The sequence below is a fragment of the Alteraquisediminimonas sediminicola genome (assembly GCF_019740335.1).
Lineage (GTDB): Bacteria > Pseudomonadota > Alphaproteobacteria > Sphingomonadales > Sphingomonadaceae > Alteraquisediminimonas > Alteraquisediminimonas sediminicola.
The window spans coordinates 338,814-352,146 of the sequence record NZ_JAHXZS010000002.1 but is presented as its reverse complement, the minus strand read 5'-3'; the positions used below and the strand labels follow the sequence as shown (position 1 = coordinate 352,146).

The 13,333-nt window shown below is 59.2% G+C and carries 12 protein-coding genes and 2 tRNA genes; 9 read left to right on the top strand and 5 right to left on the bottom strand.

Annotated features, from left to right (window positions below; genetic code table 11):
* Nucleotides 1-33: 33 nt before the first annotated feature.
* The 3 genes from K6117_RS07720 to K6117_RS07710 all read left to right on the top strand — a co-directional run bounded on the left by K6117_RS07720 (nt 34) and on the right by K6117_RS07710 (nt 2,022).
* On the top strand, nt 34-1,077 hold the full coding sequence (locus tag K6117_RS07720; protein ID WP_221793574.1) for an alpha/beta hydrolase: 1,044 nt from the start codon (nt 34-36) through the stop codon (nt 1,075-1,077).
* Nucleotides 1,064-1,765, top strand: a complete 702-nt coding sequence (locus K6117_RS07715; RefSeq protein ID WP_221793571.1) for an OmpW/AlkL family protein — start codon at nt 1,064-1,066, stop codon at nt 1,763-1,765. Before K6117_RS07720 ends, K6117_RS07715 begins: the two co-directional genes overlap by 14 nt.
* Nucleotides 1,766-1,866: 101 nt before the next feature.
* A complete protein-coding gene (locus tag K6117_RS07710) occupies nt 1,867-2,022 on the top strand; it encodes a hypothetical protein (RefSeq protein ID WP_221793569.1) in 156 nt (51 codons plus the stop codon).
* 82 nt (nt 2,023-2,104) lie between these two features.
* Here K6117_RS07710 and K6117_RS07705 read toward each other — a convergent pair whose 3' ends face one another.
* The 3 genes from K6117_RS07705 to K6117_RS07695 all read right to left on the bottom strand — a co-directional run bounded on the left by K6117_RS07705 (nt 2,105) and on the right by K6117_RS07695 (nt 3,340).
* On the bottom strand, nt 2,105-2,650 hold the full coding sequence (locus tag K6117_RS07705) for a hypothetical protein (protein ID WP_221793567.1): 546 nt from the start codon (nt 2,648-2,650) through the stop codon (nt 2,105-2,107).
* A gap of 184 nt (nt 2,651-2,834) precedes the next feature.
* A tRNA-Val gene (locus tag K6117_RS07700) sits at nt 2,835-2,909 on the bottom strand.
* Between the two features lie 158 nt (nt 2,910-3,067).
* Entirely contained in the window at nt 3,068-3,340 is a 273-nt protein-coding gene (locus tag K6117_RS07695; RefSeq protein WP_221793565.1) for an HU family DNA-binding protein, read from the bottom strand.
* A gap of 236 nt (nt 3,341-3,576) precedes the next feature.
* On the opposite strand from K6117_RS07695, the gene K6117_RS07690 reads away from it, so the two are divergent.
* The gene (locus tag K6117_RS07690) at nt 3,577-4,890 is read left to right on the top strand and encodes a replication-associated recombination protein A (RefSeq protein ID WP_221793562.1); all 1,314 of its coding nucleotides are present in this window, start codon (nt 3,577-3,579) and stop codon (nt 4,888-4,890) included.
* 45 nt (nt 4,891-4,935) lie between these two features.
* Here K6117_RS07690 and purL read toward each other — a convergent pair whose 3' ends face one another.
* Complete coding sequence (purL, locus tag K6117_RS07685; protein WP_221793560.1) at nt 4,936-7,074, bottom strand: phosphoribosylformylglycinamidine synthase subunit PurL; 2,139 nt, start codon at nt 7,072-7,074, stop codon at nt 4,936-4,938.
* A gap of 176 nt (nt 7,075-7,250) precedes the next feature.
* Here purL and K6117_RS07680 point away from each other — a divergent pair.
* The 5 genes from K6117_RS07680 (at nt 7,251) to clpP (ending at nt 12,388) form a co-directional block, all read left to right on the top strand.
* A tRNA-Leu gene (locus tag K6117_RS07680) sits at nt 7,251-7,335 on the top strand.
* A 66-nt stretch (nt 7,336-7,401) separates the two neighbouring features.
* Nucleotides 7,402-8,982, top strand: a complete 1,581-nt coding sequence (tig, locus tag K6117_RS07675; RefSeq protein WP_221793753.1) for a trigger factor — start codon at nt 7,402-7,404, stop codon at nt 8,980-8,982.
* The gene (locus tag K6117_RS07670) at nt 8,979-10,679 is read left to right on the top strand and encodes a hypothetical protein (protein ID WP_221793558.1); all 1,701 of its coding nucleotides are present in this window, start codon (nt 8,979-8,981) and stop codon (nt 10,677-10,679) included. Before tig ends, K6117_RS07670 begins: the two co-directional genes overlap by 4 nt.
* Complete coding sequence (locus tag K6117_RS07665; RefSeq protein ID WP_246604935.1) at nt 10,672-11,649, top strand: glycosyltransferase family 2 protein; 978 nt, start codon at nt 10,672-10,674, stop codon at nt 11,647-11,649. The genes K6117_RS07670 and K6117_RS07665 overlap by 8 nt, the downstream gene beginning before the upstream one ends.
* Nucleotides 11,650-11,764: 115 nt before the next feature.
* On the top strand, nt 11,765-12,388 hold the full coding sequence (gene clpP / locus K6117_RS07660; RefSeq protein ID WP_221793556.1) for an ATP-dependent Clp endopeptidase proteolytic subunit ClpP: 624 nt from the start codon (nt 11,765-11,767) through the stop codon (nt 12,386-12,388).
* Here clpP and ubiA read toward each other — a convergent pair.
* On the bottom strand, nt 12,385-13,323 hold the full coding sequence (gene ubiA, locus K6117_RS07655; protein WP_221793554.1) for a 4-hydroxybenzoate octaprenyltransferase: 939 nt from the start codon (nt 13,321-13,323) through the stop codon (nt 12,385-12,387). The two genes, clpP and ubiA, sit on opposite strands and share 4 nt — an antisense overlap.
* Between the last annotated feature and the right edge of the window lie 10 nt (nt 13,324-13,333).

The window sequence follows — 13,333 nt, the reverse complement described above, 5'->3', positions numbered from 1 at the left end:
GTTAATGGGATGCAAACGCATTCTAAACCTAAGTTGGCCAAATCGAAGTCGGCCAGACCTAAGTCTGATGGTTACGCCATCGGGTGGAAAACCCTGTCTGCATATGAGCTTGCGCTGCGTGCGTTGACCCGCGATCCGGCGCCGGATCTGGATTTCACTTCATTTGCGCGCATTTCTGCAATCAACAGCCGGCAATTGCCAACCGTACGGCAATTGCCGGTCGCGAATGGCAGTCTTGGCTATCGTTGTTATGATGCGGCGACCGATGTGTCCTTGATTCTGGTCCATGGCTCTGGTGGGTTTGGCGATCAGTTTCATGCACTGGCGCATGCGATTGCCGAAGCCGGACTGGCGCGGGTCTATACGCTCAATATGCGCGGCCATGGCCAGTCTTCCGGTGAACGCGGCCATGCGGTCGACTATCCACGGCAGTTGCTGGATGATGTGGCGGAGTTCGCACATTATGTCCGTCACCAATATCCGACCGGGCGAATTATCCTTGGCGGCCATTCGGCAGGGGGCGGGCTGGTGCTCGGCTTTTCGCGCAGTGCGGCGGCATCGCTGATTGACGCTTATGTGTTTTTCGCACCGTTTCTGGGACTGGGTTCACCAACGGTGCGCCCGCATTTCGGCGGATGGGTACAGGTGCATAAGCCGAAGCTGCGTGAAACGGCGATGGCCAATTTGCTCGGGGTTCAGAAATTCAACAATCGCACGGTGCTCGATTTCAATATCGAGGCCTGTTTGCACGACCCACGTTATGTGCGGAGTTGGTCGTATAATACGATGCTCGCCTTTGGGCCGGGGCGATGGCTCCCCAAGGCGGCGCCGATTTCGTCTGGATGCCCGGTGCTGTTGGTGGCGGGCGGGCGTGATGAGTGTTTCACACCATCGGCCTATCCCGATGCGCTGAAGATCGTGGCGCCGCATGGCGATGTCGCCCTGTTCGACGGTGCCGGCCATTGGGATATTCTCGCCGATCAACGGGTGATTGAACGCATGTTGGACTGGTTGCGTAACGAAGTAAAAACAAAGATTGTTTCACTACAGGGGTTCGCAAACCATGAAGCCGCATAATTACAACCGGTGGGTTTCCCATCACGGGGGCGTGTTCGCCGCCCTTATTTCGGGTGGCCTAGTGGCTGCCGTCACCGTTGCCCAGCCCGTCATGGCGCAAGGCTTTGCCCCGGAAAAGGGCGACCTTGTGTTGCGCGCAGGTCCAAGCCTTGCCAAGTTCAACTCATCCGGCGACTTCAAGATCATGGGTAGCCCGATGGTGGGCGCTGATCTGAAAACGGATACCAATTACACCGGCTCGTTCGAGGTTGATTATTTCCTGTCGCGCCAGTTTTCGGTGTCGGTGACTGCCGGTATTCCGCCCGTCAATCACATTGATGGCGCAGGCACGCTGGCGCCGGTCGGGCGCTTGGCGAATGTCCGCTATGGGCTGGGCGCGATGCTCGGCAAGGTGCATTTCAACGGCGAAGGCCGGGTGCAGCCGTTCATCGGCGCGGGCGTGGGCTATTTCACCGCGTTCAAGGTCAAGAATGTCGCAGTGGCCGATCTGAAGGTAGACGACAGCTTTGGTCCGGCATTGCAGGCCGGGGCAGATGTCATGATCACGCCCAAGATCGGGGTGCATTTCAGCGTCGCCAAGGCATTTATGAACACCAAGTCGCGGGGCAGCTTCATGACCTTGCCCGTCACGGCGAAGATCACGCTTGATCCGTTGATCGTCCAAAGCGGCCTTGTTTTCCGTTTTTGACGATCATGATGGCCGTTGGTGTTTGATGTCGAATGATCTGGCCGGGCCTATCGCTTGTCGGCATCGCCCCTTATAGGCGGGGCTGACATCATGGAGACTTTATGGCTGATCTATATCTGAAGGCGCTCGAATCCGAGCGCAGGCGCTTGTGGGCGGAATGCCGTTTGAAGGGCCTTCCCAGCGATACACCCGAACGCCAGCGGATTGCGGAACTGGATCGGCTGTTGAAAGAGCATAAGGCCAAAAAGGGCGCTTGATCGCTACATCGCCCCGACACCGCGTCTGATGGAAGGCGCGATGTCGGGGCGATGTGTGCCCTGCCGATGCGCGATCCGCCCGTTATTCCGCAGGCATTTCTGCTGCGCGGAGATCCTTATTGGCCTGCCGTTTGGCGGCGCGTGCCTGCGCCTTGGCATCGGCATCGGGCTTTAATTGGTGAATGGCCGCGCCGAGACTGAGTTTGTCGCCGCTGGTCATCGCGCCCTTCAATGCATCAAAGCCGCCGGGGACGTCGAGATTTTTGGCGACATGCAAAGCCGATACGCATTGCCCCAGATTTTGAAAGCCGCCACATGCGGCGGTCAGTCCGCCAACGGGCAAAGCGACACCGCTGCGCACCAAGGAACTGGTCAGCGCATGATCGAGCTTGCTATTACTGAGCAACGACGTGGACGAATGGGCGGATAAAGACGGGCGGGAGGCTGTGTTCATGCCATTGGCGCCCATGCCATGCGACATGGAGGGCATATCGCCCATATGGCCATAGCCGCCGCCCATACCACCACCCATACCACCACCCATGCCGCCGCTACGGCCTTGACCAAGGCTGGGGGTGGCGGTGAGCAACGCAACCGCGAACATGCCGATAAGATGAGATTTGTGCATCATCGCCTCCGACTGGCTGTGATAATCATTGGTTCATGCACAAGTAGCGCTTAACCAATACTGAATTATCATGAAGGCGCGCGTCCATATGCCCGAGCAAACGGGTGTTCGTGGAAATACGAGGGCTGCGGGCTTTGGCTGGCCCGGCGTTGTGCGGTGGCGATGTTGGAATAAAGGGAAAGCGTGGTGGGCGCGGCAAGGATTGAACTTGCGACCCCTGCGGTGTGAACACAGTGCTCTACCACTGAGCTACGCGCCCACGCTTTCACAGGCGAATCCTGATTGCGATTGTGGTTGATCGCGGATGTCGTCTGATTCTTTTGGTGGAGTGCTTTTCAGCATCACCAAAATCACGGGCGGCGTTTGCGTCCGCCGCCCGGATTTGTCAACCCGACTTCGCAAGAAGTCGAATGTTATTTAGTTGACCGCGTCCTTCAGGCCCTTGCCGGGCTTGAACTTCGGCTGCGTCGAAGCGCTGATGTTCATTGGTTCGCCCGTGCGCGGATTGCGACCGGTCGAAGCCTTGCGCTTGGTCACAGCGAACGTGCCGAAACCAACGAGACGAACTTCGTCACCCTTTTTCAGGGCACCAGTGATGGCGTCGAAGACACCTTCCACAGCCTTGCCAGCGTCGGTCTTGGTCAAGCCAGTCGCTTCTGCAACCGCGCCGATAAGTTCCTGCTTGTTCATGCCTCCAGAACCCCCTTGTCGTATCATAAAATCCCGGCAGTAGTGCCGTGGCGCATTAAGAGCAGATTGATTCCCCCTGTCAAACCAAAAAGCGTTCAAAAAGCCGTAAAACCACTGGAAATTCGCCATATTTCGGCTGGAAGGGGGTTGCTGACCAGCTTAACCATGATGCGCCCCTGCGAAATCGACCGTTTGAACGCTTGATCGGCTTGGCCAGAGGGGGGACAATGGCATTTATGGCTGATCTGTTTGTTCCCGATTCCCGACGCTCTTTTGATGGTGAAGCTGTGGCGGCAGGACCGCTGGCGGATCGGCTGCGGCCACGCACTTTGGAGGAAGTGGTCGGCCAAGACCATCTGACCGGGCCTGATGGCACGATCGGGCGCATGGTCGCGGCGGGCAGGCTGTCGTCGCTGATCCTGTGGGGACCGCCCGGCACCGGCAAGACGACGATTGCGCGTTTGCTCGCGGATGCGGTCGGGATGCGGTTTGAAGCCGTATCGGCGGTATTTTCCGGCGTGGCGGATTTGAAAAAGGTATTTGCGGCGGCGGCGGAGTATCGTCATCTTGGCCGCACGACCTTGTTGTTCGTGGACGAGATCCATCGCTTCAACCGCGCCCAGCAGGATGGTTTCCTGCCCTATGTCGAAAATGGCACGATCACCCTTGTCGGCGCGACGACGGAAAATCCGAGTTTTGCCCTCAATGCCGCCTTGTTGAGCCGGGCGCAGGTGTTGATCCTCAAACGTTTGGATGAGGCAGCGCTGGAGCAATTGTTGCATCGCGCCGAGATGCTGGAGCATCGCGAACTGCCGTTGACGTCAGAGGCGCGCGCGGCACTGATCAACAGCGCGGATGGCGATGGGCGGTTCCTGCTCAATCAGGCTGAAACCTTATTTGCGGTGGATATCGAGGCAGCGCTGGACCCGGAAGCACTGGCGGCGCTGCTGCATCGCCGGATGGCGGTCTATGACAAGGACCGGGACGGCCATTATAATTTGATCTCGGCATTACATAAGTCGTTGCGCGGATCGGACCCGCAGGCGGCGTTATATTGGCTGGCGCGGATGCTGACGGCGGGGGAGGAGCCGCTCTATGTCCTGCGCCGGATTACGCGCTTTGCCTCGGAGGACATTGGCTTGGCCGATCCGCAGGCATTGGTGCAGTGCTTGGCCGCGAAAGATGCTTATGAGTTTCTCGGTAGCCCGGAAGGCGAATTGGCGATTGTGCAGGCCTGCCTTTATTGCGCGACCGCGCCCAAATCCAATGCCGCTTATGTCGCGCAAAAGGCCGCATGGAAGGCAGCGCAGGATACCGGCAGCCTTGCGCCGCCCGCGAATATCCTGAACGCCCCGACCAAGCTGATGAAGGATATCGGCTATGGCAAGGACTATGCCTATGACCATGATGTGGAGGGCGGTTTTTCGGGGGCCAATTACTGGCCGGACGGGATGAAGCCCGCCCGCTTTTATAAGCCGGTCGAACGCGGCTTTGAGGCCCGGATCAGCGAGCGGCTGGCCTATTGGGACAAGAAGCGCCGGGAAGGGTGAGGGGGGGCTGGCCGAACAGGTCTCCCTGTCCGGCCAGCGATCCGATTAATTCCCCATCAAATTCGGGAAGAAGCCCTCATGTGCGGCGCGCAGATCGGTGAGGGTTGCGCCCATCACCTGTTCGCCGCCGGTAATGCCGATATGGATCGCGTTCGGGATGACCACGCCATCCGGTGCCGTCACGACATAACGGCCCTGATCTTCGCCAAAGGCGCGCGCGGTGGTCAGCAGATCGAGCTGTGCGCCGATATTGCCGGCCAGCGCCATTTCTGCGACCGCGACGAGCACGCCGCCATCGGACACGTCATGGACTGCAGTCAGCGTGCCGTCGAGGATCAGGCCGCGGACGAGATCGCCATGGGCCTTTTCCTTTTCCAGATTGACCTGCGGCGGCGGGCCTTCTTCACGGCCACGGCATTCGCGCAGCCAGATCGTCTGGCCGAGATGTTCGCCATGACCGCCGACCAGCCAGATCGCTTCGCCCTCGGCCTTGAATGCGATGGTCGCCGATTTGGACCAATCGGCCAGCAAACCGATGCCACCAATAGCCGGGGTCGGCAGAATGGCGCTGCCGCCACCCGTCGCCTTGCTTTCATTATACAAAGAGACATTGCCCGACACGATCGGGAAATCGAGTGCGAGGCAGGCTTCGGCCATGCCTTCGATGCAGCCGACGAACTGGCCCATGATTTCCGGGCGCTGCGGATTGCCGAAATTCATGCAGTCGGTCGTCGCCAGCGGCTTGGCGCCGACAGCGGTGATGTTGCGCCAGCATTCGGCAATCGCCTGCTTGCCGCCTTCAAACGGATCGGCATAGCAATAACGCGGGGTGCAATCGGTGCTGATCGCCAGCCCCTTTTGCGTGCCATGAACGCGGACAACCGCCGCATCGCCGCCCGGACGCTGCACCGTGTTCGCGCCGACCATGTGGTCATATTGTTCCCAGATCCAACGCCGCGAGGCGATGTCGGGCGAGCCCATCACGCGCAACAGATCGGCGGCGAGGTCCGCGCTTTCGGCCAAGGGCGCAAGCGCGGGCTGGGACGGGGTTTTCACCCAGGGACGATCATAACGCGGGGCATCATCGGCCAAAGGCGCAAGCGGAATGTCGCACACGGTTTCGCCGTTGAACTTGAGCACCATATGGCCGGTGTCGGTGACATGGCCGATGACGGCGAAATCGAGTTCCCATTTGTGGAAGATTGCTTCGGCCATGGCTTCGCGGCCCGGCTTTAAGACCATCAACATGCGCTCCTGCGATTCGGAGAGCATCATTTCATAAGGGGTCATGCCGGTTTCGCGGCACGGCACCATGTTCATGTCGAGTTCGATGCCCACGCCGCCCTTGGACGCCATTTCGACCGAGGACGAGGTCAGGCCTGCAGCCCCCATGTCCTGAATCGCGACGATCGCATCAGAGGCCATCAGTTCGAGGCAGGCCTCGATCAGCAGTTTTTCCGTGAAGGGATCGCCGACCTGCACGGTCGGGCGCTTGTCTTCCGATTCTTCGGTGAAGTCGGTCGAAGCCATGGTCGCGCCATGAATGCCGTCGCGGCCAGTCTTGGAACCGACATAGACGATCGGATTGCCGACGCCGGACGCGGCGCAATAGAAGATCTTGTCCGTTTCGGCGATGCCGACGGTCATGGCGTTTACAAGGATGTTGCCGTCATAGGCCGGGTGGAAATTCACTTCCCCGCCGACAGTCGGCACGCCGACGCAATTGCCATAGCCGCCGATGCCGTGCACGACGCCTGCGATCAAATGGCGCATTTTGGGATGATCGGGACGGCCAAAGCGCAAGGCGTTGAGATTCGCAATCGGACGCGCGCCCATGGTGAACACGTCGCGCAGGATGCCGCCGACGCCGGTCGCCGCGCCTTGATAGGGTTCGATATAAGACGGGTGATTGTGGCTTTCCATTTTGAAAATCGCGGCCTGACCGTCGCCAATATCGACGACGCCCGCATTTTCGCCGGGGCCGCAAATCACTTGCGGGCCGGTGGTCGGCAGTTTTTTCAGGTGGATGATGGAAGATTTATAGGAGCAATGCTCCGACCACATGACCGAAAATATACCGAGTTCGGTCAGATTCGGTTCGCGGCCAAGCGCGTTCAGGACGCGCGCATATTCTTCCGGGGACAGGCCGTGTTCGGCCACGATTTCAGGCGTGATCTGGGTCATGCGTGCCCCTTTAGCCTCCGCTTTCCGAATCGCCTAGAGGAGAATTGGCGGCGGATTGGTGCAATTTGCCGTGCCGCACTCAATAGCGCAAGGCAGCAGAAACACCGTTTTGCAGGCATCACTTGCCGTTTGATATACTATTGGTATAGGGCATCCCCGACCGACGGTCCTATCATGCGGGCGTGGCGGAACTGGTAGACGCGCTGGATTTAGGTTCCAGTATCGCAAGATGTGGGGGTTCGAGTCCCTTCGCCCGCACCAGTTTTCGCCCGTGGCGGGGAGGGCCATCCCAAGAGAATTTTTGGAACATAGAGGCTGATAATGTCGATCAAGACTGTTGAAACGCTGAATGAAGGCCTGAAGCGCGCGTATACTGTGACGATCGCCGCTACGGAAATCGAAGCCCGTGTCGAGGCTGAAATCAAGACCGTCGCGCCGCAGATCAAAATGCCCGGCTTCCGCCCCGGCAAGGTGCCTGCCAATCTCGTGCGCAAGATGCACGGTGAAGCCATCGCTGCTGAAGCCCTGCAAAAGTCGGTGCAAGACAGCGTCCAGAAGGTGCTGGCCGATAACAAGCTTCGTCCGGCGATTCAGCCGTCCGTCGAGCTGTCGGAAGGCTATGCCCATGGCCAGGATGCCGAAATCAAGGTCGCGCTTGAAGTGCTGCCTGATGTTCCAGCCCCGGCGATTGAAGGCATCACGCTCGAACGCCTGACGGTCGAAGTGCCGTCGGAAAAGATTGACGAGCAGCTTCAGAACTTCGCCAAGCAGATGAAGAAGTTCGATGATGCTCCGGCCAAGCACAAGGCGAAGACCGGCGATCAGGTCATAGTCGATTTCGTCGGCAAGGTCGATGACGTCGCCTTTGATGGCGGCACCGGCGAAGGCATGGCGGTGGAACTGGGTTCGGGCAATCTGATCCCGGGTTTTGAAGACCAGCTCGTTGGCGTGAAGATCGGCGACGAAAAAGTCCTGAACGTCACCTTCCCGGAAGATTATGGCGCGGCGGAACTCGCTGGCAAGCCAGCGACTTTTGAAGTCAAGGTCACTGCCGTCAAGGTGCCGGTCGAAGCCGCCATCGATGATGATTTCGCCAAGAATCTCGGCCTTGAAAGCCTTGAAAAGCTGCGCGAAATCTTCAAGGGCCAGTTCGAACAGGAACTGAACGGCCTGACCCGCACGCACATGAAGCGCAAGTTGCTCGATCAACTGGCCGACCGTCATGATTTCGCCGTGCCGCCGACGATGGTTGAAATGGAATTCAACCAGATCTGGCAGCAGCTTGAACATGAAGCCGGTCATGAAGCCGATCCAGAAGCCGCCAAGGCGGAGCTGGAAAGTGATCGTGACGATTATCTCAAGATTGCTGAACGCCGCGTGCGCCTTGGCCTGTTGCTGTCGGAAATCGGCCAGCAGAACAATGTCGAAGTGAGCCAGCAGGAAATGAGCCGCCTCGTGATGCAGGCTGCCCAGCAGTATAACCCGCAGGATCAGCAGCGCTTCATCCAATATATCCAGCAGGATCCGATGGCCGCTGCTCAGCTGCGCGCCCCGCTGTATGAAGACAAGGTTGTCGACTTCCTGTTCGACAAGGCCAGCATTTCCGACCGCGCCGTGACGCGTGACGAATTGGAAGCAGCGATCGAAGCCGATTCGGACGTCAAGCCGCACGTGCATGGCCCGAATTGTGGTCATGACCATGGCGACGCGCCAAAGGCGAAGAAGCCAGCCGCGAAAAAGGCTGCTGCTGCTGCTGCTGAACCTGCGGCTGAAGCTGCGGAGCCTGCCAAGAAGCCTGCGGCCAAAAAGGCCAAGGCAGCAGACGCCGAACCGGCTGCTGACGCTGAAAAGCCAGCCGCTAAAAAGCCTGCTGCCAAGAAAGCACCGGCCAAAAAGGCTGATGCATGATATCTGACGTGATTGGTGGCAGGGGGCGCAAATCGCGCTCCCTGCCACCGGTCGCGTTGATATGCGCATGGGCAGTGTTGCTCATGCTGCCGGAAATAATTGCCGGCCCGATTTATGTTGAAAGCGGTGGCTATAATCTTGTCTGGGGCGAGCAAATCGCGGCCCTGATGCGGCAAGGTGAATTTTACCCGCGCTGGCTGCCCGAATCATGGGACGGCTTTGGTAGCCCCAGCTTCTATTTCTATGCGCCGCTTTATTTTCTGACATTGGGACTGGTTAGCCTGTCCGGCGTCAAGCTGGTGGCTGCGTTGTCGATCACTTCCCTGTTTTTTCTTGGCCTGTCTGGCCTGACGATGCGGGCGTGGCTGGCGGGCTTTGCTTCGCCGCGTGTCGCCCTGATTGGCGCGCTGGCTTATATGGCCGCGCCTTATCACCTCCATGACATTTACGCCCGTGCGGCGCTGGCCGAGGCCTCCGCCTTTGCGATGGTCCCGCTGGTGGCGCTGGCGATGCGGCGAGTGGCGGCGCGGCAGTCCTATGGCGTGTCATTATTGGCGCTTGGCTATGCCTTGCTGCTCCTTGCCCATTTGCCGGTTGCCTTGTTGGCGACGGTGATATTGATCCCGGCCTATGCGGGGTTTTTGTTGATAAGTGAGGATGCAGGGCGGCGCGGTCTGGCCGGTCGGTTATTGATCGGCGGGGTGGTTGGCCTTGGCTTGAGCGCGGTATTTTTATGGCCTGCTTTGGCGCTCCAGCCATATATTTCCGTCGATAAATTGTTCGGGCCGTTTTTCCAGCCGCAGAACTGGCTGTTCCTGACCGGCAGGTTCGGGCTGTTCGGCGCGGAGTTGTTTGAGCGCACGCTTGGCGGTGCTGCGCTGGCGGCGGGCTGCGCTGTGGTGGCGGTGATGGCGTGGCGGGCGGCGGGCGATCGTAAGCCGGTCAAATTCTGGGCAGGATATATATTCATTTGCGTCATGCTGATGACCGGATTGGTGCCGTTTTTCTGGGAGTTGCCGGGCATCAGGCAGGTCCAATTTCCGTGGCGAATATTTCCGCTGGTCGAATTCGCGATGATCAGCCTGTTGGTCATGACAGGATTGCAATTTCCTCGCTTGGTCAGATTTTTTGCGGCGCAATTGCTAGCCATCGGCATGCTTTTTTATCTGTACATGTCGGGCGCGTTGGTAGGGCAGGCCTTTTCCAACGGTGCGCAGATGCGGGCCTATTATGTACACCGGAAATATGATGCGCCGGAATATCTGCCGCCGGGCTATCCCTTGGGGGTGGATGAATATGGGCGGCCCGCATCGTATATGATCGACCTGCCCAAGATGCCGCTGGCGGTTATTGGCCAAGGGCGCGTTTTGGAGGCCCGTGATTTTCCGGATGGCGCGATGGAGGTCCTTGTCACCGCAGAAGCGCCGACCGAATTGGTCGCGCGGCGATTCTTCTTTCCCCATTGGCGGCTGATGGAGTTGGAACGCACTTCCGCTGCCACTTCGCTGACCTATCATCGGGGGCCGCAGGGTCTGGTGCGTTGGCAAGTGCCCGAAGGGGTGCATCAATATCGGCTGGAGCGAGGCTGGGCACCTTTCGAACAGGCGGGCCTGGTGATTTCGGCGATTTCCTGCTTGCTCTTGTTGCTGGTCTCGCGCATCGACCGTGCAGGCAAGAACCGAATATTGCATGGGTAATTCTGCAATGATTGAAGGGCATTTCATGACCGCCAAGACAATATCATCGCCACGCGTGGCGGTGGTCCTGCCCTGCTATAATGAAGAAGCGGCAATTGGCCGGACGGTCGCTGATTTCCGCGCGGCGCTGCCAGATGCGGTGATTTATGTCTATGACAATAACAGCCGGGACCGCACGGTCGAGGTCGCGAAAGCCGCCGGGGCGATTGTGCGGAGTGAACGCGGGCAGGGCAAGGGCCATGTCGTGCGCCGGATGTTTGCCGATGTCGATGCCGATATTTATGTGATGGCCGATGGCGATGCGACCTATGACGCCGCCGCCGCGCCGCGCCTGATCTCCCGATTATTGGATGAGCAACTTGATATGGTCGTCGGCGCGCGCGAGAGCGAAGTGCAGGCAGCCTATCGTCGCGGACATCGTCTCGGCAATGCGATGCTGACCGGGATTTTGACGCAATTATTTGGCCGGTCGTTCAGCGATATTTTGTCGGGCTATCGCGTGTTTTCCCGCCGCTTCGTCAAATCCTTCCCGGTCTTGTCGCAAGGGTTTGAAATCGAAACCGAGATCAGCGTACATTCGCTGGAATTGCGGATGCCGGTGGCGGAAGAAGTGACGGCCTATGGCGCGCGCCCGGAAGGGTCGGAGTCGAAGCTGTCGACCTATCGCGATGGCTGGCGCATCCTGAAAACGATCCTCAACCTGTTCCGCTTGGAAAAGCCGATATTGTTTTTCGGGCTGATCGGGCTGGCGCTGTTGCTGTTGGCGATTGGTTTTGCGGTGCCGTTGGTGCTGACCTATCTCGACACCGGCCTTGTCCCGCGCCTGCCCACGGCGTTGCTCTCGACGGGCTTGGTGATTTTGGCGACGTTGAGTTTCATGACCGGGTTGATCCTCGATACGGTCGTGCGCGGACGGCGCGAAGTGCGTCGCCTTTTCTATCTCGCTTATCCGGCCCCCGGCACGGATTGAACGATCATGCTGCTGCATCCACTTGCGTTTGTGCAGGTGGGTGCCCATAACATAAGACGATCCGCCGCTTTTTCTCCCTTTCCGGGAATTCAGGCCAGCAAGGAAAACAAAACCGATGAATCCGATTGATGCTCTTGTCCCGATCGTCATTGAACAGTCCGCCCGGGGCGAACGCAGTTTCGACATTTTCTCCCGCCTGCTGCGTGAACGGATCATCTTCGTCAGCGGTGGCGTGGAAGACCAGATGGCGTCCGTCATCGTCGCCCAGCTTTTGTTCCTTGAATCGGAAAATCCGAAAAAGGACATCTGGATGTACATCAATTCGCCGGGTGGCGTGGTGACGGCGGGCATGGCGATCCATGATACGATGCAATATATCCGCCCGAAGGTCGGCACCGTGTGCATCGGTCAGGCTGCATCGATGGGCAGCTTCCTGCTCGCGGCGGGTGAGCCGGGGATGCGGATTGCGATGACCAATTCGCGCATCATGATTCACCAGCCTTCGGGCGGTGCACAGGGTCAGGCGACCGACATCGCGATTCAGGCGCAGGAAATTCTCCGCATCCGCGCCAGCATGAATTCGCTTTATTCGAAGTATACCGGCAAGGACATCGACACGATCGAGAAGGCGATGGAGCGCGACAATTTCATGACCGCCGAAGAAGCCAAGAGCTTTGGCCTGATCGATCAGGTATTCGACCGTCGCCCGGTGACCGGCGAGGACGAAAAGGCTTCTTAAGCCGTCGTCCCCAATACGCCGCATGCCAAGGCCATCAACAGCCCGGCGAAGCGATTAGACCGAAAACGGGCGAGGGCATTCTCGCCCGTTTTTGTGTCTGTGCGACTGGTTTCAAGCGTGATCGCCTGCCACGCCAGATGCGAGGCAACCGGCAGCAATGGCAGCAGGGCAATCACCTGTGGCCGCATCTGCCAAAAGGCGATGGCCCAGCATAGGATCGCCACCGCATAAAAGCCGCAGATTCCGGCGCGGGCATGTTCGCCCATCCGCAGTGCCGAAGACCGGATGCCGACCAGCGCATCGTCCTCGCGATCCTGCAAGGCGTAGATCGTATCATAGCCGATCACCCACGCGATCGCGCCGCCATACAGCCACAGCATCGCCGGGTGGATGGTCCCCGTTACCGCGACCCAGCCGGTCGGCAAGGCCCATGCAAAGACAAGGCCGAGCCATGCCTGTGGCCACCATGTGATGCGCTTCATGAACGGATAACCCGCGACAAGGCCAAGGCTGGCGAGGGCGACGAGTTGCGCTTCCCAGCGCAATTGCACCAGCACGACAAGGCCGATGGCGCACAGGATCATCAACCACGCCCATGCGGCTTTCAGGCTGACCCGACCGGAGGCAACCGGGCGGGCGCGGGTGCGGGCGACCATCCGATCAAGATCGCGGTCGACAATGTCATTATAGACACAGCCCGCGCCGCGCATCGCCCATGATCCGAGCGCGAACCACAACAGCAACGGCCAATGCGATCTGCCCCCGCCTGCGAGCAGGATCGCCCATGCGCCGGGCCAATAGAGCAGCCAGCTCCCAATTGGCCGATCGATCCGCGCCAATTGGATATAGGGTCGCCATGCGGCGGGCAGCAGGCCGAGCAGGCCATGATACTGCGTGTCTGGCACGATCAAGGGTTCATCTGCGGCTATTGTCATGATAAGCGCC